22 protein-coding genes are annotated in these 25,088 nt (G+C 72.7%); 10 read left to right on the forward strand and 12 right to left on the reverse strand.

Features of this window, described 5'->3' with window-relative positions:
• Window positions 1-16: 16 nt before the first annotated feature.
• Window positions 17-862 carry a PaaX family transcriptional regulator gene (locus QC283_RS29820; protein ID WP_279564832.1) on the reverse strand — a complete coding sequence of 282 codons (846 nt, stop codon included), beginning with the start codon at window positions 860-862 and terminating at the stop codon, window positions 17-19.
• Window positions 863-874: 12 nt separating this feature from the next.
• Window positions 875-2,668, reverse strand: a complete 1,794-nt coding sequence (locus QC283_RS29825) for an AMP-binding protein (protein WP_279564896.1) — start codon at window positions 2,666-2,668, stop codon at window positions 875-877.
• 77 nt (window positions 2,669-2,745) lie between these two features.
• Between QC283_RS29825 and QC283_RS29830 the strand changes: the two genes are divergently transcribed.
• The 3 genes from QC283_RS29830 to QC283_RS29840 are packed head-to-tail and all read left to right on the forward strand — an operon-like array spanning window position 2,746 to window position 5,153.
• On the forward strand, window positions 2,746-3,903 hold the full coding sequence (locus QC283_RS29830; protein WP_279564833.1) for an acyl-CoA dehydrogenase family protein: 1,158 nt from the start codon (window positions 2,746-2,748) through the stop codon (window positions 3,901-3,903).
• Window positions 3,900-4,298 (forward strand): RidA family protein, encoded by a 399-nt coding sequence (locus QC283_RS29835; RefSeq protein ID WP_279564834.1) that lies wholly within the window; start codon window positions 3,900-3,902, stop codon window positions 4,296-4,298. The genes QC283_RS29830 and QC283_RS29835 overlap by 4 nt, the downstream gene beginning before the upstream one ends.
• A gap of 27 nt (window positions 4,299-4,325) precedes the next feature.
• Window positions 4,326-5,153: an alpha/beta fold hydrolase gene (locus QC283_RS29840; protein WP_279564835.1), complete on the forward strand. Its 828-nt coding sequence runs from the start codon at window positions 4,326-4,328 to the stop codon at window positions 5,151-5,153.
• 53 nt (window positions 5,154-5,206) lie between these two features.
• Here the strand turns inward: QC283_RS29840 and QC283_RS29845 are convergent, their stop codons facing one another.
• Window positions 5,207-5,431: a DUF5999 family protein gene (locus tag QC283_RS29845; protein ID WP_279564836.1), complete on the reverse strand. Its 225-nt coding sequence runs from the start codon at window positions 5,429-5,431 to the stop codon at window positions 5,207-5,209.
• Between the two features lie 239 nt (window positions 5,432-5,670).
• Here QC283_RS29845 and QC283_RS29850 point away from each other — a divergent pair, with 239 nt between their 5' ends.
• Complete coding sequence (locus tag QC283_RS29850) at window positions 5,671-6,114, forward strand: DUF6299 family protein (protein ID WP_279564837.1); 444 nt, start codon at window positions 5,671-5,673, stop codon at window positions 6,112-6,114.
• A 6-nt stretch (window positions 6,115-6,120) separates the two neighbouring features.
• On the opposite strand, the gene QC283_RS29855 is transcribed toward QC283_RS29850, so the two are convergent.
• Window positions 6,121-6,999: a hypothetical protein gene (locus tag QC283_RS29855; RefSeq protein ID WP_279564838.1), complete on the reverse strand. Its 879-nt coding sequence runs from the start codon at window positions 6,997-6,999 to the stop codon at window positions 6,121-6,123.
• Window positions 7,000-7,649: 650 nt separating this feature from the next.
• Between QC283_RS29855 and QC283_RS29860 the strand changes: the two genes are divergently transcribed.
• Together QC283_RS29860 and QC283_RS29865 are read left to right on the forward strand one after the other, a co-directional pair.
• On the forward strand, window positions 7,650-8,492 hold the full coding sequence (locus QC283_RS29860; protein WP_279564839.1) for an SDR family oxidoreductase: 843 nt from the start codon (window positions 7,650-7,652) through the stop codon (window positions 8,490-8,492).
• Window positions 8,493-8,820: 328 nt separating this feature from the next.
• Window positions 8,821-9,942 carry a polysaccharide biosynthesis protein gene (locus QC283_RS29865; protein ID WP_279564840.1) on the forward strand — a complete coding sequence of 374 codons (1,122 nt, stop codon included), beginning with the start codon at window positions 8,821-8,823 and terminating at the stop codon, window positions 9,940-9,942.
• 124 nt (window positions 9,943-10,066) lie between these two features.
• On the opposite strand, the gene QC283_RS29870 is transcribed toward QC283_RS29865, so the two are convergent.
• The 3 genes from QC283_RS29870 to QC283_RS29880 are packed head-to-tail and all read right to left on the reverse strand — an operon-like array spanning window position 10,067 to window position 13,743.
• Complete coding sequence (locus QC283_RS29870) at window positions 10,067-11,668, reverse strand: glycosyltransferase (protein ID WP_279564841.1); 1,602 nt, start codon at window positions 11,666-11,668, stop codon at window positions 10,067-10,069.
• Between the two features lie 10 nt (window positions 11,669-11,678).
• Entirely contained in the window at window positions 11,679-12,494 is an 816-nt protein-coding gene (locus QC283_RS29875) for a glycosyltransferase family 2 protein (protein WP_279564842.1), read from the reverse strand.
• Window positions 12,495-12,534: 40 nt separating this feature from the next.
• The gene (locus tag QC283_RS29880) at window positions 12,535-13,743 is read right to left on the reverse strand and encodes a glycosyltransferase family 2 protein (protein WP_279564843.1); all 1,209 of its coding nucleotides are present in this window, start codon (window positions 13,741-13,743) and stop codon (window positions 12,535-12,537) included.
• 481 nt (window positions 13,744-14,224) lie between these two features.
• Here QC283_RS29880 and QC283_RS29885 point away from each other — a divergent pair, with 481 nt between their 5' ends.
• The 4 genes from QC283_RS29885 to QC283_RS29900 all read left to right on the forward strand — a co-directional run bounded on the left by QC283_RS29885 (window position 14,225) and on the right by QC283_RS29900 (window position 17,780).
• Window positions 14,225-14,896 (forward strand): ATP-binding cassette domain-containing protein, encoded by a 672-nt coding sequence (locus tag QC283_RS29885; protein ID WP_279564844.1) that lies wholly within the window; start codon window positions 14,225-14,227, stop codon window positions 14,894-14,896.
• Window positions 14,893-15,573 carry a hypothetical protein gene (locus QC283_RS29890; protein ID WP_279564845.1) on the forward strand — a complete coding sequence of 227 codons (681 nt, stop codon included), beginning with the start codon at window positions 14,893-14,895 and terminating at the stop codon, window positions 15,571-15,573. Before QC283_RS29885 ends, QC283_RS29890 begins: the two co-directional genes overlap by 4 nt.
• 549 nt (window positions 15,574-16,122) lie before the next feature.
• Window positions 16,123-16,968, forward strand: a complete 846-nt coding sequence (locus tag QC283_RS29895; RefSeq protein ID WP_279564846.1) for a geranylgeranylglyceryl/heptaprenylglyceryl phosphate synthase — start codon at window positions 16,123-16,125, stop codon at window positions 16,966-16,968.
• Window positions 16,965-17,780 (forward strand): Moenomycin biosynthesis protein MoeN5, encoded by an 816-nt coding sequence (locus QC283_RS29900; RefSeq protein ID WP_279564847.1) that lies wholly within the window; start codon window positions 16,965-16,967, stop codon window positions 17,778-17,780. The genes QC283_RS29895 and QC283_RS29900 overlap by 4 nt, the downstream gene beginning before the upstream one ends.
• Before the next feature lie 55 nt (window positions 17,781-17,835).
• On the opposite strand, the gene QC283_RS29905 is transcribed toward QC283_RS29900, so the two are convergent.
• From QC283_RS29905 to QC283_RS29925, 5 genes are all read right to left on the reverse strand, one after another.
• Window positions 17,836-19,428, reverse strand: a complete 1,593-nt coding sequence (locus QC283_RS29905) for a carbamoyltransferase C-terminal domain-containing protein (RefSeq protein ID WP_279564848.1) — start codon at window positions 19,426-19,428, stop codon at window positions 17,836-17,838.
• Window positions 19,428-20,711: a hypothetical protein gene (locus QC283_RS29910; RefSeq protein WP_279564849.1), complete on the reverse strand. Its 1,284-nt coding sequence runs from the start codon at window positions 20,709-20,711 to the stop codon at window positions 19,428-19,430. Before QC283_RS29910 ends, QC283_RS29905 begins: the two co-directional genes overlap by 1 nt.
• Window positions 20,701-22,215, reverse strand: coding sequence for a B12-binding domain-containing radical SAM protein (locus tag QC283_RS29915; protein ID WP_279564850.1), 1,515 nt, complete (start codon window positions 22,213-22,215; stop codon window positions 20,701-20,703). Before QC283_RS29915 ends, QC283_RS29910 begins: the two co-directional genes overlap by 11 nt.
• Before the next feature lie 123 nt (window positions 22,216-22,338).
• Complete coding sequence (locus QC283_RS29920) at window positions 22,339-23,880, reverse strand: asparagine synthase-related protein (RefSeq protein WP_279564851.1); 1,542 nt, start codon at window positions 23,878-23,880, stop codon at window positions 22,339-22,341.
• Window positions 23,877-25,085, reverse strand: coding sequence for a Moenomycin biosynthesis protein MoeGT1 (locus tag QC283_RS29925; RefSeq protein WP_279564852.1), 1,209 nt, complete (start codon window positions 25,083-25,085; stop codon window positions 23,877-23,879). The genes QC283_RS29920 and QC283_RS29925 overlap by 4 nt, the downstream gene beginning before the upstream one ends.
• Window positions 25,086-25,088 lie beyond the last annotated feature (3 nt).

Raw genomic sequence — 25,088 nt, forward strand, 5'->3', positions numbered from 1 at the left:
AGAAGTGTGACGCGAGTCACTCGCCAGGGGGTGGGGGTGCTCCGGGCGTCGCGTAGGCCGCGCCCGCGTCGCGCAGCCGCTCGTGCAGGGCCCGGAAGACGGCCGCCGAGCGCGTACCGGGCCAGTCCTCGGGCAGCAGCCGGGCGGGCAGCCCGGGGTCGGCGTAGGGCAGGTGGCGCCAGGAGTCCAGGGCGAGGAGGTAGTCGCGGTAGGCCTCCTCGGGCGGGGTGTCCGTACGGCGCTCCCAGGCGTGCAGCACACGCGCGTGGCGGTCGAGGAACGCCTCGTGCTCCTTGGCCACCGCGGCCAGGTCCCACCAGCGTGCCGCCGCCTCGGCGGTCGGCGTGAAGCCCAGGTGCTCACCGCGGAAGAAGTCCACGTAGGAGTCCAGACCCAGCCGGCCCAGCGCGTGCCGGGTCTCCTCGTACAGACGGGCCGGGGCGATCCACACGCCGGGGGCGGCGGTGCCGAAGCCGAGGCCGGCCAGGCGCGACCGCAGCACGTGCCGCTTCTGCCGCTCCGACTCCGGCACGGAGAACACGGCGAGCACCCAGCCCTCGTCCTCGTAGGGCGCCGCGGCGTAGATGCGCCGGTCCCCGTCGTCCAGCAGCCGGCGGGCCTCGGCGGAGAGTTCGTAGCCGGCCGTGCCCTGGGCGGTGCGGGCGGGCAGCAGCAGCCCGCGCCGCTTCAGCCGGGACACCGAGGAGCGCACGGAGGGGGCGTCCACCCCGACCGCGGCCAGCAGCCGGATCAGTTCGGCGACGGGGACCGGCCCCGGCGCGAAGCGGCCGTACGCGCCGTAGAGCGTGACGATCAGGGATCTCGGGGCGTGCTGCGCGTGCTGGTCGGACACGTTGATCATCTTAGGTTGTCGTCATTCCGCCCGGCCGCCCCGGGGATCGCGCTCACGGCCGGGCGCGGCCAGGAGCCGGTAGCGCTGGAGCTTGCCGGTCGCCGTGCGCGGCAGCGCGTCCGGGAAGACGAACTCGCGCGGGCATTTGTACGGCGCCAGCTCGGCCCTGAGGAACGCGCGCAGCGCGTCCGAGTCCCGCTCGGCACCCTCCTTGAGCACGACGTGGGCCACCACGACCTGCCCGCGGTTCGCGTCGGGCCGGCCCACCACCGCCACCTCCACCACGTCCGGATGCCGCAGCAGGGCGTCCTCCACCTCCGGCCCCGCGATGTTGTAACCGGCGGAGATGATCATGTCGTCGGCGCGGGCCACATAGCGGAAGTAGCCGTCGGGTTCGCGGACGTAGGTGTCGCCGGTGACGTTCCAGCCGCCGCGCACGTACTCCCGCTGCCGCGGATCGGCGAGATACCGGCAGCCCACCGGCCCCCGCACCGCCAGCAGCCCGGGCTCACCGTCGGGCACGGGCGCGCCGGACGCGTCCTGCACACGCGCGTGCCATCCCGGCACCGGTACGCCCGTCGTGCCCGGCCGGATGTCGCCGTCCGCCGCGGAGACGAAGATGTGCAGCAGCTCGGTGGCGCCGATGCCGTTGATGACGCGCAGGCCGGTGCGCTCGTGCCAGGCCCGCCAGGTGGCCGCGGGCAGGTTCTCGCCGGCCGAGACGCAGCGCCGCAGACATGTCACGTCGTACGCGTCCAGCTCGTCGAGCATCGCGCGGTACGCCGTCGGCGCGGTGAACAGCACCGACACCCGGTGCTCGGCGACGGCGGGCAGCAGCTGCCTGGGGCCCGCCTGTTCCAGCAGCAGCGCGCTCGCCCCGGCCCGCATCGGGAAGATCACCAGCCCGCCGAGCCCGAAGGTGAAGCCGAGCGGGGGGCTGCCCGCGAAGACGTCGTCCGCGCGCGGCTTGAGGACGTGCCGGGAGAAGGTGTCGGCGATCGCCAGCACGTCCCGGTGGAAGTGCATACAGCCCTTGGGGCGCCCGGTGGTACCCGAGGTGAAGGCGATCAGCGCCACGTCGTCGGCCGCCGTGTCCACCGCCGGGTACGGGGTGCCGGCCGCGGTACGGGCCTCCGTGCCGGCCTCCGTAGGGGCTTCCGCGCCGGCCGCGGTACGGGCCTGAGCGCCGGCCTCCGTGCGGATCAGCAGGTCGTCGGGCGCGTCCCCGCCGTACGTCGTGATCCGCAGTCCGGGGATCTCCGCCTTGGCGAGGTCGTCGACGGCCCGGACGTCGCACAGGGCGTGCCGCACGCGGGCGATCTCGCAGATGGCGCGCAGCTCGTGCGGGCGCTGCTGGGCCAGCACGGTCACCGCCACCGCGCCCGCCTTCAGCACCGCCAGCCAACAGGCGGCCAGCCACGGGGTGGTGGGGCCGCGCAGCAGCACCCGGTTGCCCGGTACGACGCCGAGGTCACCGGTGAGGAGATGGGCCAGCCGGTCGACGCGGGCCCGCAGCTGTCCGTAGGTCCAGCTGTCCCCGGACGCGGTGCGGAAGACCGGGCGGTCGTCGGGCGGGCCGGTGAGCAGCTCCGCGGCGCAGTTCAGCCGGGCGGGGTAGCGCAGTTCCGGGAGGTCGAAGCGGAGCTCGGGCCACTGGTCGGGGGGCGGCAGGTGCTCGCGCGCGAAGGTGTCGACGTGGGCGGAGCGGTGCGGGTCCGCGCGGTGTGGTTCCGCGCGGTGCGGATCTGCCATGGCGGTTCGCCCCCTTTGTCGTGGTGGGCTCGCGCCATGAGCGTATCGTGTTGGTGACGACAGTCAACGGTGCGCGATAGCCTCGAGCGTGGCCCGGCGTGCAGGGGAGCCGGGCAGGGGAGCAGGGGAAGGGACCGGCGATGACCGCATTCTCGCTCGAACCGGCACAACTCGCCTGGTGCGCGGAACTGCGCGCCCTGGCCGCCGAACGGCTGCGCCCGCTCGTGGAGAAGGGCGAGCCGGGCCGCGTCGACCGCGCCCTCCTCGCCGAACTCGGCACCCTCGGCCTGCTGCCCCGCCTGTTCACCTCGGGCGCGCTGGAGCTGTGCCTGATGCGCGAGTCCCTCGCCCACGCCTGCACCGAGGCGGAGACCGCCCTCGCCCTCCAGGGCCTCGGCGCCCACCCGGTGCACGCCCACGGCACCGACGCCCAGCGCGCCCGCTGGCTGCCCCGCGTGAGCGACGGCAGCGCGGTGGCCGCCTTCGCCCTCAGCGAGCCCGACGCCGGTTCGGACGCGGCGGCGCTGATGCTGGCCGCCCACCCGCAGACGCGGTCCGACGGGCGGTCCGGCTGGCGGCTCACCGGCGAGAAGTGCTGGATCTCCAACGCCCCCGAGGCCGACTTCTACACCGTCTTCGCCCGTACCACCCCCGGCGCCGGCGCCCGCGGCGTCACCGCCTTCCTCGTCCCCGCCGACCGCCCCGGCCTCACCGGCACCCCCCTCGACATGCTCTCCCCGCACCCCATCGGCGGCCTCGACTTCGACGCCGTGCCCGTCACGGCGGACGACGTGCTCGGCGAGCCGGACCGAGGCTTCCGGGTGGCCATGGACACCCTCAACCTGTTCCGCCCCAGCGTCGGCGCCTTCGCCGTCGGCATGGCGCAGGCCGCCCTGGACGCCACCCTCACGCACACCACCGCCCGCGACGCCTTCGGCGGCAAGCTGCGCGACCTCCAGACCGTCGCCCACCAGGTCGCCGAGATGGCCCTGCGCACCGAGGCGGCCCGCCTGATGGTGTACGCGGCGGCGACGGCGTACGACGAGGGCGCCCCGGACGTCCCACGGCGCGCCGCGATGGCGAAACTCCTCGCCACCGAGACCGCCCAGTACGTCGTCGACAAGGCCGTCCAACTGCACGGCGCCCGCGCCCTGCGCCGAGGCCACCTCCTCGAACACCTCTACCGCGAGGTGCGCGCCCCCCGCGTCTACGAGGGCGCGAGCGAGGTGCAGCGCGGCATCATCGCCAAGGAGCTGTACCGAACGCGGGCCGAGACGACCAAGGCGGCCGGCACATGACCGCCGAACGGGTGAACCCACCCGAACTCTCCCCGCCCACCGGCTTCTCCCACGCCGTCGTCACCACCGGCACCCGCGTCGTGTTCCTGGCCGGCCAGACCGCCCTCGACACCGACGGCAAGATCACCGGCGACACCCTCCCCGCCCAGTTCGAGCTGGCGCTCAGCAACCTCCTGACCGCCCTGCGCGCCGCCGGCGGCACCCCCGCCGACCTCGCCCGCGTCACCGTCTACGCCACGGATGTCGCCGCCTACCGCACCCACGCCGCCGACCTCGGCCGCACCTGGCGCGAACTGGCCGGCCGCGACTACCCGGCGATGGCGGTCGTGGAGGTCGTACGCCTGTGGGACGAGCGGGCGTTGGTGGAACTGGACGGGTTCGCCGTACTGCCGTAGCGGCGCCGCGGCCCCTAGCATTCCGGTATGCCGGACATCGAACTGAGCGCGGGAACCATCGAGTACGAAGACACCGGTGGCGACGGTCCCGTCGTCGTCCTCCTCCACGGCCTCGTGCACGACGCCACCGTCTGGCGCGAGGTCGTCGCCGACCTGCGCACCGACCACCGGGTGATCGCGCCGACCCTGCCCTACGGCGCCCATCGCCGGCCGATGAACCGGCCGCCCACCCCGGATCTCGTCAACGAACTGATCGCGGAGTTTCTCGACCGCCTGGACCTGACGGACGTCACCCTGGTCGAGAACGACTGCGGGCGGGCGCAGACAGTGGCGGCCCGGCACCCGGAGCGCCTCGGACGGCTGGCGCTCGTCGCGTGCGAGGCGTTCGACAACTACCCGCCGGGACTGCCCGGAAAGCTGATCGGGGTCGCCTGCCGGGCACCCGGCGGTGTGTCTCTGCTGGTCCGCGCCCTGGGACTGAAACTTCTGCGCCGGCTGCCGGTCGGCATCGGCGCGCTCACCAAGCGGCCCGTGCCGGACGCGATCGTCGACGGCTGGCTGCGCCCGTTGCGCACCGACCCGGCGATCCGGCGCGACTTCCGGCACTACAACACACACGTCCGTCGCAACGAACTACTGGAAGCAGCCGAGGGGTTGCGCGGATTCGACCGGCCCGCGCTCGTCGTCTGGGCGACCGAGGACCTGATGATGCCCCGCGCCCACGGCCGACGCCTGGCCGAACTACTGCCGCAGGGAAGGCTGGTGGAGGTGGAGGACGCCCGGACGCTGATCGCCGAGGACCAGCCGGAGCTGCTCGCCTCACTGCTGCGGGAGTTCATCGCCGAGAAGGGATGAGCGCTGCCGGGCAAAGACGAGTGGGCCGCCGGCAAGGGTTCGGGCAGCCGTCGTCAGGTGCCCGCCGGCACCCGGTGCGGCGCGACGACACGTCCGTCGGGCCGCAGCTCACCGGCGTCGTCGAAGACGATCGTGCCGTCGCACAGCAGGTTCCACCCCTGCTCGGGGTGGGCCGCGACGAGATGCGCGGTGACGCCCCGCGAGGTGCGGGGGCCGGGTGCGGGGGAGCCAGCCGCGAAAGAGCCGGGTGCGGGGCAGGAAGGCCGGTGGGTACACATGGCGCACCTCCACATCGGGAGACCGTCCCGTCGTCGGGACCGTCACATGAAGAGACCGTGCGCCCGGAGGGAAGTCGTCGCCAAGCCCTCGACGGGAAGCGTGACAACACCCGGACACCCCGGCGACCGTCCCACGACGGCCGACGCGGACTCGCCACCGAAGGGGTGACGGTCACCTGCGCCGGCCCGTCCGCCCGGTACCAGTGGAACCCCCATTCCGACCGACCGGGAGGTCCCTCATGCCCGTACGATCCGCAGTCCTCGCCACGGCCGCCGGCGCCGCCCTGCTCCTGTCGGCCGCCCCCGCCGCGACGGCGGCCCCCCACGACGCCCGCCACGTCGCGCAGTCGGTGACGGTCGACCGGACCGGCCGCCTCACCGCGGACGGCGGCGTGACCCTCTCCGGTACCTACCGGTGCACCGCCGGCAGCGGTCCCGTCTTCGTCGCCTCCTCCGTGAGCCAGAGCGACCCGTCCGTCCGGTACGGCGTCGGCGGCACCCTCGCGGTGTGCGACGGCCTGGAGCACCGCTGGGTCAACACGGACACGCCCTCCACGAAGGAGCTGAAGCCCGGCGCCGCCCGAGTGGAGGCCACCCTGGTGGAACTGCGGCCCATGGGCCTTCTGCCGCTCCCGAGCATCCAGGCACGTCGGGTCCAGGACGTGACGCTGGTCCAGGGCTGAGCCCGCTCAGGCCCGTTTCCTGGGCCCGGACCCCGGCCGTGGTGGGCGCGGGCGCTGTGGGTACCGCCGCTGCTGCGGCAGGGACACCGGGTCCGGGGCGGGCGCGCCCCTCACCTCGTCGCACGGCGCGGACGTGGCGCGTTGCCGGTGGCGCGGCACCGCCCGCCGGGGCGGACGGGTGAGCGTGATCTGGCGGACGATCTGCTGGAAGCAGATCAGCGAGGCCAGCCCCGGCAGGGCCGCGGCCGCGGCGTCGCTGAGTGTCCTGGGCGCCTGGGCGACGCACAGCATCATCGCGATGCCGGAGAACAGCAGGACCACGGCCCAGGAGTGGACCGCGCGGCGCTGGTGCAGCGCGGACCGCAGGACGGCCAGCGACGCCACCAGCCAGGGCCCGTAGACCAGCAGCGGCCACCACGACACGACGCTGCCGCGGGTGCGGGTCGCGGCAGCCAGGCGCAGCGGCTCGTAGGCCACCATGCCGCCGAACAGGCTCACGGAGGCCGCGATGACCGCGGCGAGGGCGGCGACGAACAGGCTCGCGGCACGCAGCCGGCTCACCTTCGGCTTGCGGACTCTGCGGTGACTGGCGGGGGATTCTCTCAACGGTGGCAGTTCCGCCGTGATTTCCTGCAGATTGCTCAGCGGCGTGCCCGGCGCGGGGGCGGTCACCGACGTTTCCGTCGTCATTCCGCGAGGGGCGGCGGTCTGCTGTTCCACCGCGTCCTGGAGCAGGAACGCGAGCTCTTCGGCAGGGTCCCAACCGGGTTCCGGCGGGACCAGGGTTTCCTGGGAGGTCTGTGGGAAGCTCTGCTGGAAGGCGTCCTCGGGCGCCCGGTGCCGGCCGCCGCCGTGCGAGCGGAACGGGCCTTCGCCGTAGGGCATGGGCTGGTGAGTCTGTTCCTCGTACACGACGCGCGGGTCACTCCGCCCGGGTGTACGTCAGGGACCCTTGGGACCGGCCCCATCGTTCGGCGAGGCCGGTCTCCAGCTCGCTCATGACGTCCAGGAAACGCTGCAGCACAGGCTCGGTCACCCGGAGTGGAACGGGGAGCCCGCCTCTCGTCAAAGTTCCGTCGCTCGGTGACGGACAGCGGTTCCTGCCGGGCCTGTAGACATATGGGCCAAGCGTCACCAGTTCCCCGTTTTCCTCGCTCATATCCGAAGTAACGTCCGCCTACTCCGTCGGATGCGCGGCAGTCGAGTGAATGGTTTCTCCGATACTTACCCAATCCCGAATTCACATCGGTTCGACAGCCGGGTTGTAGGAAGTACGAAAAGCGAAGTGTGATGTACGAAGAACGGGCTGGAACGCGCGTCGGGTCCCCGGCCGCGCTCCCCGCCCGTCCGCCCACCCGTCGTGCCGCGCCGGGCACTTCGCCTCCACGCGGGGCCGGGCCGGTCGGCGCTCTCCCCGTCTCCCGCGGCCTTCAGTAGCATCGGTGGCCAGGGATCACGGCTCGACACGGCCGCGCGGGCCGTCTCCCCGTACTCCTGGGAGCGATCGGGGAAGTCCGGACGTCAGGGGGCGATGCGTGAGAGTGCTTGTCGTAGGCGGAAGCGGGTTCCTCGGACACCAAGTGCTCCGCCGGGCCGTGGCCGCCGGGTGGGACGTGGCCGCCACCTACCGGACCCGCCCGGGGGACCTGTCGTCGGTCGCCTGGCACCGTGCGGACCTGCGTGAGGCGGGGCGGGTGAGGGAGGTACTGGACCGGGCCCGGCCGGCCGCGGTGATCAACGCCGCCGGCGGACACGCCGACTGGGCGGTCACGGCCGACGGCGCGGGCCGGCTCGCCCTGGAGGCGGCGCGGGCCGGCTGCCGGCTGGTCCACGTCTCCTCCGACGCGGTCTTCTCCGGAGCCGACGTCCACTACCCGGAGGCGGCTCTCCCCGACCCCGTCTCCCCGTACGGAGCCGCCAAGGCCGCGGCGGAGACGGTCGTGAGGGTGGCGACGCCCGAGGCCGCCGTGGTGCGTACCTCGCTCATCGTGGGACACCGCCGGTCCGCCCACGAGAAGGCGGTGCACGCCCTGGCGGCCGGTACGCGCACCGGCGTGCTGTTCACGGACGACACCCGGTGCCCCGTCCATGTCGACGACCTGGCCGCCGCGCTCCTGGAGATCACGGAGTCGGACGGATCCGGTGTGTTCCATGTGGCGGGACCGGACGCGATGAACCGACACGAACTGGGCGTCCTCATCGCGCGGAGGGACGGACTGGACCCCGCCCGGCTGCCGGCCGGTCTGCGGAGCGACGTGGCCCCGCCGGGGGGCCTCGACATCCGTCTGGTCACCGACGCCACCCGGGCCCGGATCCGGACCCGTTTGCGGGGTGCGCGCGAATTCCTCCGTCCCGACGCCGGCGTCGGCGGCCTGTGAGCCGGCCCGGCTTACCACCCGGCGTCGTGGCCGGGTGTCCGACGGCGGTTGCGGAAATTCACCCGCGCCGCACCTCCTCTCGATATCCTCTCGGCAAAGGGATTCTCCCGGCCGCCCTCGGACATCCGCGTACACCTGTCCGACGCCGACGGGGCCGGCGCGGCAGGTGGCGAACCGGCCGCCGGAACGGCCTTCCCGGGCGGAGCCCGTGCCGGGGACGAAGCGCAAGGGTGTCGGCGAAGAAAGTATCAAGACGATACGTCGGTCCAGCTCGTCGTGTCAGTCGGCACATCAGTCATGGCTCTTGTCAAAAAGGAAGTGTGACTGCATGTTTGACGATAATTCCGCAGAGTACGGCGCGCACCTGCCAACCGGCGACCATCCCGCCCTGGACCTCGAAAGGATTCTCGGCCGGCGGCGGATAAGTACCGGCCTGGAGAACAGCGCCGGATTCCTGCGCGGCCGGCGGATCCTGGTCACCGGAGCCGGCGGCTACATCGGGTCGGAGCTGTGCCGGCAGCTCAGCCGGTGGGGGCCCGAGAGCCTCCTGATGCTCGACCGCAACGAGACGGCCCTCCACCTGGCGGCGGACAGCATCGCGGGAGGCTCCTCGTCGGTGTGCCCCGCCATCCTCCTCGCGGACATCCGGGACTCCAGAGGGCTCACACGGCTTTTCCACCGGTGCCGGCCGGACGTCGTATTCCACGCGGCGGCCCTCAAATGGGTGCCCATCCTGGAAAAGTTCCCCGGAGAGGCCGTCAAGACGAACGTCCTGGGCACCCAGGCGGTTCTGGAGGCGGCACTGGCCGCGGACGTGGCGTTCCTGGTGAACATCTCGACCGACAAGGCCGTCGATCCGGTCGGGGTGCTCGGTTACTCGAAACGCATAGCCGAGGGACTCACCGCGGCAGCCGCCATCCAGGCGGGCCGGCCGTATGTCAGCGTCCGGTTCGGCAACGTGCTCGGTTGCCAGGGTTCCTTTCTCGACGTCTTCGCCCGACAGGTCGCGGCCGGAAAACCGGTGACGGTCACCCATCCCGAGGTGACGCGCTACCTGATGACCGTCCAGGAGGCCGTGGAACTGGTCATCCAGTCGGCCGCACTGGGCAGCGTCGGCCACGCCCTGGTGCTGGACATGGGGGAACAGGTCCGGATTCTCGACATAGCCCGACGGGTCATCGCGCACGCGGGCGCGGAGCTTCCCGTGCACTACGTCGGGCTGAGAGCGGGGGAGAAACTCACCGAGTCCTTGGTGGCCCCGTCCGAATCCCCGGTCCGGTACGTGCATCCGAAAATCATGGAAGTGCCGGTGCCGGCCCTGAAGTCCGGGGACGGACCCGACCTCGACGCCTGGGGGGAGGACGACGCCGTCGTCGCCGCCCTGCGCGCCACCTGCCTGGCCATGGCCGGCGACCCGGCGGTGCGGGACCCCGGCCACCGGCTGGTCTGAGCCCGCGCGGACGGTGCGCCGGGCCGCCCGGCGCACCGGCGCCCCGCCCGTCACGGACACCGGACATCCCACCCCTCACAGGTACCGGACATCCCGCCCGTCACGGGACCGGACGTCCCACCCTTCAGAAATACCGGACACCCCGCCGCGCGCTTCCCGCCGCGAATCCCGCCAGACGCGCCCCGTAGCGGACGTAGCGCCGTCGCAGCACCGGTGACCGCACCAGGTCCGGAACGTGCAGGACGAGCCAGCACCAGTTCAGGACGACCACGCGGCTGTCACGGCGTTCGAACCCGGCACGCCGGTACGCGGCGTACAACTGGGCTCCGGAACGGCCGTAGTTCCACTTCTGCCGGGCCAGCGCGGTCAGTTCGCCCCGCAGCCGGTAGTGCATGGTGGCGTCGCCCGCGTAGCGGACGAGGTAGCCACAGAGCTGGGCGCGCCAGGAGAGATCCATGTCCTCCCCGCCGCCCCGATAGCGCTCGTCCCAGCCGCCCACCGTATTCAGGACGTCCGCCCAGGCACCGCAGTTGGCTCCCCGCGCGAACGGCAGGAAGTCGCTCTGCGCGTCCATCGGCAGGGGCTGCTCGTCGGCGTGGTCGGGACTGAGCACGGACGTGTCCAGACCGCCTCCCACCAGATCGGCCTCCTTGGCGGCCTCCGCCATCGCGGCCAGCCAGCCGGGTCCGGCGACGTCGTCCGCGTCGCAGAACACGACGAAGTCACCGCGTGAGGCCGCGATGCCCCGGTTGCGGGCGCGGCTCTCCCCGGGGCGGTCGGACGCGTCCACGATCCGCAGGTCCGTCAGCTCGGCGCGCGCCCGTTCGGCGACCTCCCGGGTGGTGTCCGTCGAGCCGTTGTCGACGACCAGGACCTCGTACGGGACGGAGCCGGTCTGCCGGGACAGGGCGGTCAACTGGGCGGCGAGCGTGCGGGCGCCGTCGCGCACCGGGACGACCACGGAGATCAGCCGGGGAGTGCGTCCGTCGCGCGGTGCCGGAACGGGCGGCCGGTATCCGTACCGGACCAGGCGGGTGCCCCGGGCGGCGCGCGTTCCGGGGGCGCGGGCCACGGCCGGGTCCCCGGCGGCGCCGGCCCGGCGGCGGACCAGCAGCATGGACACGGTGACCCAGGCCGCCGTACCGCCGTCCGTGTCCAGCAGGTCGCGCCGCACCGCGTAGGCGCCGTCGAGGAGATCCGCGGGAGAAGGGGGCGGCCCCCCGGCAGGGACGGGCAGGGTGAACCCGTCCACGAGGCCGTCGTCGCGCAGCCGGAGCGTTCCGCACTGCACCAGGCCGACCGGTGCGGCGGGGTCCCCGCCGCCGTCGCGGACCGCTCGCGACAGGTGCCACAGGCAGTGCGGGAGCGCCTCGTCGCCGCCGCGCAGTACGAGGACGTACGGGGCACGCGCGTTCCTGGCCGCGTCGACACACGCCGGCCCGAGGTCCTCGCGGGCGCACCGGACGACCCGCACGGGTGGCGCCGCCCCCACGTCATCCGTGGCCCCGGCCGCACCGCAGGGCCGGGAGCCGTCCCGGCCTGCCGGGCCGGAGCCGGTCGTGGCGGTGTCCACCGTCACCACGGTGACGGAGACGGGTCGCATCGTCTGCGCCAGGAGGGAACGCACCGTACGCTCCACGTCGCCGCCCGGATCCGCCACCACCACCGCGACCGGGGGCAGCGCGTCGTCCGTGTTCCCCGCCGGGGTGGCGTCCACGTCGTCCATGCGCCGCCCGCTAACCGAGGTCGATCCGGGTCAGGTCGAAGTCGATGTCGTTGGGCGGGGCGACCAGCAGCGGCAGCAGCTCCTCACGGGTGCGCGCCCGGCGCCGCCGCTCCTCCTGGGCGGTCATCGCCTCGGTGTAGGCCCGGCGCTCCGCGGACCCGAAGCCGGTGTCCGGCGCCTGAGTGAGCGACTTGGGCCAGATCCGGTACCGGTAGAGCACCTTGCGCACGCTGCGCAGCCGGTACAGACGGGCCGCCCGCAGATGGAAGTCGGTGTCGGCGCCCAGTCGCGCGGTGCCGTCGAAGCCACCGAGGGTCTCGAGCACCGAACGCCGTACCACCGAGGACGGGTGCAGGAGCACGGTCGTCCGCCCCAGCCGCATCCACAGGTTGCCGTTGCGGGGCATGCGCCGCCGGCCCGTCGTACGGCCCGCCCCGTCGATGTAGGAGTAGGCGCAGCCGACCAGGTCGGCACGGTCCTTCTCCAGGAGGGCCAGTTGATGGCGGAGCCGACCGGGCAGGCTGACGTCGTCGGTGTCCTGGAAGGCCACGTACGGTGTGTCCACCGATTCCAGGACCTTGTTCTTGATCCGCAGGTGGCCGACGTTCCGGGAGGTGCGCAGCACCGTCAGCCGGGGGTCGCCGGCGTACGGGTGGAGTTCGGGGAGCCACTTCTCGTCGGGCGAGCAGTCGTCCACCACGGTCAGACGGAGGTCGGCACGGTCCTGGGCGAGCACCGATCCGACGGCCGCGCCCAGATACGCCGCGCAGTCGTAGTGGGGCAGGATGACGGTCACCGCCGCCTCGGCCGGCCCTGCTGTCGCCATCGGCTCTCCTTCCGGGCCGCCACTCGGGCGACCTCGCGTGTCAGTGCCCGGCAACCGCTCCCGCGGCGGGTTCCTCGACGGTGGGGCTGCGGAAGTCACCCTCGTCGCCCCACGCCACATGACGCCGGGGCCGTCCCGTCGCGCCGCGGACGGCCAGCGAGCCGGCCACGCCGCAGAACCAGGCGAAGTGCAGGCCCTTGACCAGCCAGCGCTGCGTTCCGTGCACGGGTCCGCGGCTGCCGTCCCACGCGGCGAGCGGCCACAGGCCGTGGAAGAGGACGCGGGTGAGGTAGACCCGCGCGGTGGGCCAGGGATAGTCGGCGACGCAGGTCACATGGCTGTACAGGGAGCGGCGCAGGCGTTGGAAGGTGTCGTGGGTGCGGCTGACGCGGTAGAAGCTGATCCGGGCCTCGGGCAGCACTTCCAGGTCGTGCAACGGATCGTCGGCCCCGGCGTCGAGCAGCTCGAACACCACGTACCCGTCGTCGGTCAGGCGCCTGACCGGGATGCCGGTGCCCAGCACGTCCGTCGCGACCACCAGGCAGGCCGCGGCCGGGCAGGCCTTCGGTGGAGCGGTGACCCCCGAGACCCGGTCCATGGCCTGCGAGGTGGCCGTCTCCCTGGCCAGCGCCACCGAACGGGCCCCGACCGCGCCCCGCTCGCCCCGTTCGAGGAACCGGGAGACCAGGAGGGCGAGGCAGCCGGGAGCGATCTCGATGTCGTCGTCGGTCCAGAGCCAGCCGCTGTAGCCGAGGTCCTCGGAGAGCCGCAGCACCGTGCTCACCGTGCGCAGCTTCCCCGGCCCGGGCAGGGCCAGGCAGACCAGGGTGAGGGCCAGGTCCTCCGGCACCAGCTCGTACAGCCGGCGCAGCCTGCGCAGCGCCTCCTCGTCCTGCCCGGGGGCGTACTGCATGCCCACCCAGACGGACAGCGGCAGGGTCGGATGGGCCTCGCGTACCTCGGCCAGGGAGTCCAGTACATGACGGAACGTCTGCTCGTGCGCCCCGGCGTCGCACCGCCCCACATAGGTGGGCAGCAGTACCCCGAGTCCACCGGAGGGCAGCGGGAACACCGGCCCGCCCGGCCGCACGCCCATCACGCCGTCCTCGCGCGCCTCGCCGCGGACATCGGCCTCCGGGCCCTCGCGCGCCACCAGGACGAACGGGGTGGGCCGCGCCGGCGGCGGCGCGAAACCGCGGGCCACGGCCCGTTGCCACCAGACACGACCGTCCACGGTCCCCCCGCGCATCCACGTCCCCTTCGTCGTCACCGAGCGGAATTCCCTCTTGCTCTGAACGGGGTGCGGCCCACCCGCTCCCGCCTCCGGCGGCGAACCCAGGAAGAGGCGAACCCAGGAAGAGGCGAACTCCGGAAGAGGCGAACGAAACGCTGGTGCGGGCAACGCACAAGTGAGCGATGAATGTGCTGGGTCAGTACGCTAACCAGCCCCCGGGCGGCCCTGCAAGAGCGGTTCCGGGCATGGGCGGTGGATGGCCGAAATGCGGGGGCCGGTCTCCCGTCCTCCGCCCGGCCGCCCCGTAGGATCCGCGAAACCGGCTCGCGGGGCCCGGACTCCCGGGGAATCGCGGTCTCAACCGTGGCGCGCGCCGTGTGTGGCAGGCTGAGTCCGCGAGCGACGGCCGGGCTGCGAACCCGGCCGGGTCACGAATCCTGACCATTGAGGCCGACAATGCGTGTCGTTTGTCGCGGTCGGCAGAAAGGGGGCAGTCATGGGCTATTCCGTCGGTGCCCGAGAGGGGTTCCACGGCATGTACGAGCCCGCCGACCGCAAGATTCTTCTGCAGGCACGCGGCATCGTGAAGCGCTACAAACGCCGCCGCGTCCTGACCGGTGTCGATCTCGTCGTGCACGCGGGCGAGGTCGCCGCGATCGTCGGCAGCAACGGGGCGGGCAAGTCCACCCTGCTCAAGATCTGCGCCGGTCTGCTCTCCCCCGACAAGGGGCAGGTCACGGTCTCCGGCAGCCTCGGTTACTGCCCGCAGAACGCGGGCGTCATGGGCTTCCTGACTCCCGGGGAGCACTTCACCCTCTTCGGCACCGGCCGGGGCCTGAGCCGCAAGGAGTCCGACCACCGTGGCCGGAAACTCGCGGGAGAGCTCGACTGGGCCCCCGCGAAAGGTGTCCTGGCCAAGGACCTGTCGGGAGGGACCCGCCAGAAACTGAACGTCGTCCTGTCGGCACTCGGCGGCCCGGACCTGCTGCTGCTCGACGAGCCCTACCAGGGGTTCGACCACGGTTCCTACGTGGACTTCTGGCGGAGCGTCTGGGCCTGGCGCGAGGCCGGCAAGGCCGTCGTGGTGGTGACCCACATGCTCAACCAACTCGACCAGGTGGACCAGGTACTGGACCTCACCCCCGGCAAGGACAGGGGCATCCGATGACAGCCACCCTGCGGATGGCGGACATGACCTTCCGCGAACTGCTGCGCCGGCGGGGCGTGCTGGGCCTGCTCCTGCTGGTCCCGCTCGTCTTCTACCTCGGGCGCTACGACCAGACCGGGCAGGCCGTCCGCTTCGCCAGCCTCGGTGTGGGCTTCGCGGTCAGCGCCGCGGCCCTCTTCTCCACCGTCGGCGGCCGGGAGATCGAACCGCTCCTGACCCTCTCCGGATTCCGGCCGCTCCAGCTCTTCCTCGGGCGCATGCTGGCCCTCCTCGCCGCGGGCATGGGCGTCGCGGCCCTCTACGCCGTGGTGATCCTGGTCGGGCAGGACGTGCGACACCCGCAGGCCGTCCTGGTGGAACTGGCCCTGACCACGCTGGTCGCCGTGCCACTGGGGCTGCTGCTCGGGGCGGTCGTGCCACGGGACATGGAGGGCGCCCTGCTGCTGATCTCCGTCATCGGCGCCCAGATGGTGATGGATCCCGCCAAGGATTCGGCCAAGGTGCTGCCCTTCTGGTCGACCCGGGAGATCATCACCTACGCCGTCGACGGAGCGGACGCCGGTTCGTTCGGCTCGGGGGTGGCCCACGCCGCCGGAGTGGCGCTGCTGCTGGTCGTGGCGAGCGGATGGGTGATGGCGGGCCGATTGCGCCGCCGGCGCCATCTGCAATTCGCGTGAATTGCGCCCCGGACCACTGGAAACGCCCCGCGCGGTACAAAACCGCCGGGGCGTGCCCTCTTCGGTGCGGCGGACATTCATAACCGCCGCACAAAGTCTCCCTACCCCGCGGAAACGAACGCGTGTAGTATCGGCAACCGCCCTGCCGCGTTCCATTGCCTCAACGCGTCCCGGCGGGCCCGCTGTTCGTCTCTCCAATGGAAGGGGAGCACGTGAACGACGCCCTTGGTCCGTCCGCCGGTGAATCCACCGGACGGGCTCACCGAAGGATTCCGGAGCACGTCCCCACTTCCTCGGCCGCGGCGGATGCCGGAACGGTCACGCGGTTCCCCGCACGGGCATAACGGAAAACGCGCGAAGTGGCGTCGGCGCACGGCGCCCGCTCCGGCGTCGGCGACACCGTGCCGACCACTCGCGACCGGTCAGCGGGTCACGTCGAGGACCAGGGCGCCCCGCACCTCCACCCGAAGCGCGACACCTCACCCGAAAGCGCGCCGCGGCCGGCACCCCGTCGCGCGAACCGCCCGGACGACAAGGGGGAAGACGCTGGTGAACGCCTTACCGCAGCTGGACCACCACACCGAACTCCACGCCGCACCACCGCTCTGGCGACCGGGGCGCGTACTCGCCCGGCTGCGCGACCACCGGCCGGGCCCCGTGCACATCATCGACCCGTTCAAGGTCCCGGTGACGGAAGCGGTCGAGAAGGCGGCGGAACTCACCCGGCTGGGCTTCGCCGCCATCATTCTGGCCAGCACGGACTACGAGTCGTTCGAGTCGCACATGGAACCGTACGTGGCGGCGGTGAAGGCGGTCACGCCGTTACCGGTCGTCCTGCACTTCCCGCCCCGTCCGGGAAGCGGATTCCCGGTGGTCCGCGGCGCGGACGCGGTACTGCTGCCCGCGCTGCTGGGCTCGGGCGACGACTACTTCGTCTGGAAGAGCTTCCTCGAAACCCTGGCCGCCTGCCCCGGCCGAATACCCCGCCAGGAGTGGCCCGAGCTGATCCTCACCGTCGCCCTCACCTTCGGCGAGGACCCACGCACCGGGGACCTGCTCGGCACCATGCCGGTGAGCACCACGACCACCGAGGAGATCGACCGGCACCTCCACGTCACGCGCACCTTCGGTTTCCACATGGTGTACCTGTACTCGCGCAACGACCACGTGCCGCCGGAGGTCGTACGGCACTTCCGCAAGGGGCTCGGACCCGACCAGGTCCTCTTCGTGAGCGGCAACGTACGTACCGGCCGGCAGGTCACCGAGTACCTCGACAGCGGGGCGGACCGGGTGGGATTCGCCGGAGCGCTGGAGCATCCCGACTGGCGGGCCACCCTCGCCGAGATCGGCGGGGAACACTCCGTCGCCCCGGCCGGCCCGGGGAGCGGGCGGTGACGGCCGCGCCGGTCACGGCCCTGCCCGCGCACTACACGGAGTCCATGCTCGCCGCCGAGGCCGCCAACCGCGACCACGTCACGCGTTGCGTCGCCGGGACCGGTGGATCGCCGGACCTGGTGGCCCACACCGCCGCCCTCCGCCTGTACCTGCGGGTGCCGCACTTCCTCACCGAGTGGACGACCGATCCGGACCGGCGGGCCGCGGTCTCCCGGGCGCTGGCCCTCGACATCGTCTCCATGAAGCTCCTCGACGACCTGATGGACGACGACACCGGCCTCGACCGGGTCGAACTCGCCTGTGTCTGCCTCAGGCTCCATCTGCGGGCCCTGCACGAACTGGCCTGCCTCGCCCGGGAACCCAAGGCGGTGACGGACATCCTGGAGCGGGACGCCGTCTACCTCTGCGGTGGCCAGATAGGCACCAAACGCAGCCGGGCGACGAACCTCCAGGAGTGGCGCGCCCACGCGAGCACCTACGGCGCCGCCTTTCTGGGCCGCTACGGGGCGCTCGCGGCGGCCTGCGGCAGCGACGGTCAACCAGGCGATGCGGTACGGCAGTTCGCGGAAGCCTTCGCCCTGATCATCACCACGGCCGACGACCTGACCGACTACGACCGCAACGGCGAGCGGGACGGCAACCTCGCCCACCTGATGCGGACCGGGGCCGTGCCCGGCCAGGACGTCGTGGACCAGCTCGAGGAGCTGCGCGGGCGGGCCCTTACCGCGGTCACGGCGGCGCCCGGCCTGGTGCCGGTCGTCCACCTCTACACGGACGACGTGCTGACCCGGCTCGTTCCCCGGCACCTGTAGGCAGAGACCGACGGCCGGCCGGAGCGTCTTCGGCCGGCCGTCGGGCCCCGGCGGGCTACCGTGCCGCGCCGCCCCGCACCATCAGGTCGTCGAACACGAAGAGGTCGACGTCGGTGTGCGCGAAGTCGTCGAGCACGTCCCGGGCGGTGTGCGCGATGGGCCGGCCCGGGCCGTTGAGCGAGGTGTTGATCAACGCGGGCTCGCCGGTCAGCCCCTCGAACGCGTCGAGCAGACCGTGCAGCCGGTCCTCCTCGGGGCCCAGAGTCTGGATCCGGCAGGTGCCGTTGACGTGCCGGGCCTCGGGCGCGACCCCGTCCGGAAGCCGGTACTCGAAGAGCATGTACGGCGACGGCGGCCGGCCCGGATACAGCTCGGCGAAGCGCTCGTCGCGCATCACGGCGCCCAGCGGCCGGTACCACTCGCGCTGCTTCAGCTTCTCGCTCATGCGCTCGCGCATGCCCGGCACCGCGGGACTGCCCAGCAGTGACCGGTGTCCCAGCGCGCGCGGCCCCAGTTCCGCCGCTCCCCGCGTCATCGCCACCACCCCGCCCGCGGCCAGCACCCCGGCGACCTCGGACCGGTCGTAGTCGACGGCTCGCAGCCCCGCGCCCCGCACCGCGTCCAGGACGTGGGCGCGGTTCTCGCCTGCGCCGTTGTGGTAGACGCCGAACGGCTCCGGCGTCACCCCCGCCACCTGCGAGAGCGCGTAGAGCCCGGCGCCCGTGAGATGACCCGCGTCCCCGCAGGCGGGCGGGATGGCGATGTCCCGCCCGTACTCCGCCCGCAGCGCCGAGTTGGCCACGATGTTCAGGGCGCAGCCGCCGCCGAGGGCGATCGGACCCACCCCGGCCTCCGTGCGCGTCACATGCCGGTCGAGCACCTCCCGGACGGCCCCGGTGAACATCTCCTGGAACGTCGCCACCACCTGCGACGCCGTCTCGAACCCGGAGTCGAACTCGGGCCGGGCGGCCAGGTCCGCGCGCACCCGCTCGGCGAGTTCCCGGTCGTTCATCACGTCCTGGTCGACCGCCAGCAACTGCTCGCGTATGCGGGCGTCCGGCTGCCCGTAGCCGCCCAGTGCCATCACCTTGCCGGCCACGCTGGGGCTCGGGCCGAAGCCGAGGAGATACCCGATCGCCGTCCATCCGAAGCCGTTGCCGTACCAGGGCAGCGGGTCCTTCTCGACCCACTCCAGGGCCCCGCCCGCCACCCGGAACAGAGAACTGCGGGTGAGCTGGCCGCGCCCTTCGTTGACGAGGACGACGGTGCCTTCCTCCCAGCCCGCGTAGTGGGCGGCCAGTGCCGCGTGGGAGACCTCGTGGGTGACCACGACGCACTCCACCCGGCGCCCCAGCATCTCGCAGACGGTCCGGTGGTGCGGGGCGCCCGCCGCCGTCCGCTCCAGGGCCCGGTCCAGGTCGGGGATGCGCAGCAGCCCGCTGCGGACCGGCGTGCTCACGGCCACCAGGTCGATGCCGTCGGTGTCCACGCACTCCTGCGCCAGCACGTGCCGCAGGGCGACGTCGGAGCGGTGGTCGTGCTTGACCCGGGTGAGCCGTTCGGTCTCGACGGCGAAGACCAGCCGCCCGTCCTCGAAGTAGGCGACGCCGGTGTCGTGGCCGGCGGAGTGGAGCGAGAGTACCTTCATCAGCTCTCCTGACGCGTGGGTGAGGACGACGGAGTGAGCCTGCGGATCTCCGAGTACGGAGCCCACTCGATGCCGCGCAGTGGCCTGCCGCACAGCCCGCGCACGTACAGTTCGGTCCCGATGCCCGCGAACCACGCGAAGTAGAGCCACTTGATGAGCGCCTTCTTCAGGCCGTGGCGGGCACCGCGGGAGGAGTCGAAGCCGGTCAGCGGCCACATGCCGCCGAACAGGACGTGACGGAAGTAGTGACGGACCACCGGCAGCGGCCAGTCGGCGACATCGACGAGGTGGTTGAGCAGCAGCCTGCGGATCCTGCGGCGGGTCTCCCCGGCCGGTCCCGCCACGTAGTAGTGGCACCGGGCGTCCGGAACCAGCCGCAGGTGGGCCAGTGGTTCGGGCAGCGCCGGGTCGAGGAGACGGAAGCACACGTAACCGTCGTCGGAGACGTAGCGCCCCGGCAGCCCGTCGGCCACCACGTCCGTCGCCACCAGGACGCAGCAGCCGTGCGGGTAGTTCGTCGCCGGTGCGGCGATCGCCTTGGCCCGGGACAGCAGCCGGGAGGTGGCGTACCCGTGAGTGTGCGCGATCTTGGTCGCGCCCACCGCGCCGCGGCACCCCGCGAGCAGGAAGTCCCGGACCAGCCGGGACAGACAGCCCTCCTCCAGGACCACGTCGTCGTCGGCCCACCCGACGCCCGCACAGCCGAGGTGTTCGGCGACCGCGATCGCCCCGTTGAGGGTGCGGGGCTTGCCCGGCCCGGGCAGCGAGAGACCGCAGACCCGCAGACCGGGCAGCCGGGTGCGGGCGTCGTCCAGCAGCACCCGCAGACGCCGCAGCGACTCCTTCTCCTCCTCGGCCGACGACCACTGCATGCCGACGAACAGCACCAGGGGCACTCGTGGGTGGTCCCGCGCCGCCGTGACCGCCTGGTCCAGCAGCGCGTCGAACCACTCGCGCTGCCGCTCCAGGGCCGTCCGGGCGACGTAGGTCGGCACGACGAACGCGATGCCCGGCTGCCCGGCGGGTGTGCGCAGCACCGCCGCGGCGTCCTCGGCTCGCACGGTCCCGTCCGCCGGCAGACCCGGCAGTACGTGCCGGACCGGGACCTCCCAGGACTCCGGGGGCCGGAAACCGCGGGCCATGGTGCCGCGCAGGTGGTGCGTCAGGAACCCTTCGCCGGCCGGCCGGCGCCTGCGCGGCGCGAGCGGCCGGTTGAGGCGGACCGGTGGCCCCGGACGGGCCGGCGCACCCGGGACGGCCGGGGCCGCGGGCTCAGAAGTCACGGTCGGTGTTGGACGTGGACCGGTGCAGGCTGCGCAGGCCGTCCAGGGTGTTGCGCCACTGGCCGGTCGCCGCCATGTGCGACACCAGCGGCCTGATCATGGAGCGGCGCATGAAGAAGGACCGGTACGCCCGCTGGGCACGCTCCTGCGCGTCCGGCACCAGGTACCCGATCCGCGCGTCGAACTCGCCCCGCACGAAGCGGTCCCAGTAGTCGGACGGAATCTGGCCGGCGGCCACGGACTCCGTGTGCAGGGGGGTGCCGGGCAGCGGCGTCGCGGTGTAGAAACTGGCGTAGTCCAGCGGGAGCCGGCAGGCGAGGTCGACGGTCCTGCCGAACTGCTCCCGGGTCTCGTCGAGCCAGCCGACGATGAAGTACCCGAAGCCCTTGATACCGGCCTTGTGGGCGGAGGTGACGGCCTTCTCGATCTTCTGGATGTCGCTCTCCTTGCGCATCCGCTCGAGAATCTCGGAGTCGCCGTGCTCGATGCCGAAGCGCAGACGCACGCACCCGGCTCCGGCCATCGCCTCCAGCAGCGGCTCGGGCACCAGGTCGACGCGGGTGGGTGCCTCCCAGCGGACCTTGAGGCCCTTCTCGTTGATGAGCGCGCAGATCTCCCGCACCCGGCCGCGGTGCAGGGTGAACACGTCGTCGTAGAACATGATCTCCTTCACCCCCCACCGTTCCTTGAGCTCCGTCATCTCTCCGACGACGTCCTCGGGACTGCGGTACATGGACTTCTTGTCCACGGCCTGCTTGAAACAGAAGCTGCACTTGAACGGGCAGCCACGGCTGGAGATCATCGTCGCGAACGGCCGCGGAGCCATGATCGAGTAGTAGCGGTCCATCGGGAGCCCGGAGCGCTCGGGCCAGCCGACCTCCTCCAGGTTCACCATCGGCGCGGCACCACCGTCGTGCTTACGGGTCACCAGCCCGCGGATGCCCTCGGGGTCCTCGCCCCTTTCCATCGCCTCCGCCAGTTCCGGCATGATCGTGATGCCTTCGCCGACGCCGATGTAGTCGATGGACTCGTGGACCAGGTTCTCGTGCGCGTACACCTCCGTGTGCGGCCCGCCCAGGATCACCTTCGCCCCGGTGCTGCTGGCCGCCTCGCACGCCTCGATGGCGCCGGGCAGACCGGGCGTCGTGGTGCTCACCCCGACCAGGTCCGGCTCGAAGTCCGCGAGCAGCTTGCGCAGCCCCTCGCTGTCGAGCCCCAGGGCGGGGGTGTCGACCTGGATGACGTCGTGGAACCCGGCCGACTTCAGCGCGGTGTGGATGTAGCCCAGCCCGAGGTGCGGCAGCACACCGGCCCGCTTCTGGACCCGAGCTATCTGACGGGTGTTCAGGCACAGGTCGTGATGGCGTACGAGGGCGATCCGCAGCCTGCGCTTGCGCCAGAGCGGTATTCCCGAACGGGCCGGGGTCGCGGCCGTGGTCGAGCAGCCGCCCGAAGCCGCCCCCGCGGCGGGACCTGTGCTGATCACGGGCAATGTCTTCCGCATACGGTGCGCTCCTTCTGGGCCCTGCGGCTGATGTCTGGTGCGGTGTGCGGGAGTAACGGGTCTGCGGGAGTGCCGGGTTCGTGTTCGTGGGGGACGGCGAGCGGGTCCGCGGGGGTCCGGCCGCTAGGGGCGGTGGCCGGTCCGCCGGGTCGCGAGGCCCTCCAGTTGCAGCAGGTAGAGCGCCAGGGGCTGGAGCCGGCTGACGCGCTGCGGTGCCCCGGGACCGCGGCCGGCGGCCAGCAGCCGTTGCAGGACGCGGTCGGGGCTGCGCCACCACTCCCGTTCCACGGTCACCGAGTGCGCGAGGAAACGCAGGAGGTACGCCAGCCGGTGCGCGACCAGCACGGCCCCGTGCCGCTGCGGCACCGACGAGGCGAATCCCAGGTCCGTGTACTCGGGGAAGGCCTGGTGCAGTGCCCGGTCGTGCAACGTCCCGTCGATCAGGAAACGGCGCGGCACCGAGGCGAGGTGGTCGAAGAGGGCGTGGTCGAGATAGGGGGTGTGCGTCAGGAGCCGTTCGTCGCCCAGGGCGAACGGAGCCGCGGAGATGGAGCGCCGGGTCCGGTTCCAGAAGAAGAAGGAGCTGAGCGGGCAGGCGCTGCCCGCGTGCCGGGCCAGCTCGGTGACCAGCCGCCGCCGGGCCACCTGCCTGCTCCACAGGACGCTCGTGCGCGGACCCAGCAGATGCTCCAGGTGCGGGCCGGTCCGTCCCGCGTCCAGCAGCCGGTCCGCCAGGCCGGGCAGGTCGGCGGGGTCGTAGGGATGGGCCCGGATGAAGGCGACGCTCGGGTTCTGGGCCAGTTCCCCGCCGCCCAGACCGTCGTAGGAGACGCGGCCGTGGCGGCGCAGATGGGCCAGGAGCGGCTGCGTCCACGCGCCGTCCAGGGTCGTCATGCCCTGCGCCGGCAGCGCGCGCAGCTCCGCGCGGAACTGCGCGCGCGGTCGCGGCACCACCGTGTGCGGCAGGCCGAGCCGGTCCGCGAGAACGGCCGCGACACGTGCGTCGGCCCCCGGGTCGGGAGGGAACTTCGAGCCGCTGACGCACCGCCGTGGCGGTGCCCCCTGGCGGCACAGTTCGAGCAGGATGTGGCGTGAGTCCCGGCCGCCGCTGAGCGGGAGGTCGTACGGCTCACCGGGCAGCCGGCGGGCCACCGAGGCGCGGAACAGGTCGACGAAGCCGTCGACCGCCTGCTGCTCGGTCATGGCGGCCGGCCCGGGCCGCGGCGGCTCGCCGGACTCCAGCCGGATCCCGCCGGTGTCCCAGGTGAGCGTGGCCGCCGGCGGCAGCGCGCGGACCCCGGCGAAGGCGGTGTCCTCGGCGAGGAAGAAACCCAGCCGGAGGAAGACCGCGAGCGCGTCGTGGTCCAGTTCGGCGGGCCCGTCCGCGGGCAGCAGCGCCGACGGGTCGGGGGAGAGCGCGAGCGAGGCGCCGTCGGCCCGGTGGAAGAGGGGGTGGATGCCGTAGCGGTCGTTGCGGGCCACCAGGTGTTCGCCGTCCCAGCGCCACCCGGCGAAGACGCCCTCGGCCGGCGGGCCCGGGTCCAGGTGGTCACCGGTGAGGGGGTGTCCGAGGCGCACCTCCTTGTCGCCCTCCGCGCGCACCCCGCCGGCTCCCGCGACCAGGAGAAGGCGCGGGGCGGGCACGGCAGGGCGCCGGACGGTCACCGGACCTCCAGCAGGGACCGGACGGCGGCTCCGATCCGGTCCGTCACCGCGTCCTGGTCCAGCACGGAGTCGGCGAAGGAGACGGCGGCCTTCTTGTGGCCCTCGATCACCGACGGACGGGACAGCCAGTCGTCCGCCGTGTCGAAGAGCTCCTCGGGCGTGGCGCAGGCGCGGCCCAGTCCCTCCTCGTCGATGAGTCCCGGCACCCACCGCTCCATGGGCAGCCCCGACTCCAGCATCAGGACCGGTATGCCGAAGTAGGCGGCCTCCAGAGTGGTGTTGGGCCCGGCCTTCGAGATGAGGAGCCCGTACCTGGACCGGGAGGCACGCCGGATGTAGTCGAAGTACTCGGTCTGGCTGAGCACACTGTGGAACCGCCAGTGGGGCAGTCCGGCCGCCGCCGTGCGACGGGCGAGCTCCGGATCGCCGTAACCGACGAAGACGAGGTCGATGCCGGGGTGCCGGTCGGCGAGCCGCCGCACCAGTTCGGGGTACGTCTCCCCGCCGCGGTTGGAGAAGATGATCACCCGGGGCCGGTCCGGGCCCGGTCGGTCGCCCCAGGGACCCGCGTCGGAGGCCGCCGACTCGCTGGTCATGAAGTCCCGCAGGTCGTGCTGCGCGACGAGCGGACCCACCACCCGTACGCGCTCCGGGTCTCCGCCGACCGTGGCCAGCAGGTGCTCCTTCGCCCGGGGGAAGCCGACGAGCGTCAGGTCCGGGTACCGGCTGCGGTGCAGCGGCAGGTGCAGCAGCCCGGGGTTGGTCACGTGGCTGACCACCCGGGTGGACGTCCCGGCGAGCCGGACGGCGGCCACGCACAGCCTCGCCACGAACCCCTTCGTGCCCACCACCACGTCCGGAGCGGTCTCGCGCAGATGCCGGGTGAGGGGCTCCAGGTCCGCCTGCTGGGCGGGAGTCGGACCGGCCTCGAACCCTTCCGGGAAGCGCGCCTGGAGGCGGTCCATGAGCGCCATGTACCGCTGGTTGCGGACGACCGCGTCGGGGCTCTCCAGCGAGATGGTCCGGATCTCCGCCCCGGCCTCACCGATCCACGGGAGGATCGGCTCCACCTCCAGCAGGGTGACCTCCGCGTCGACCACGCTCCGAAGGGCACGGGAGAAGCGCGTCGCGGCGAGGTAGTTGCCGAACTCGCCCCAGGTCCGCGGGGAGAGCACGTGAACGAGCGGTCGGGTGGGAGCAGCCATGGT

Source organism: Streptomyces sp. DH41, from assembly GCF_029813785.1.
GTDB lineage: Bacteria > Actinomycetota > Actinomycetes > Streptomycetales > Streptomycetaceae > Streptomyces.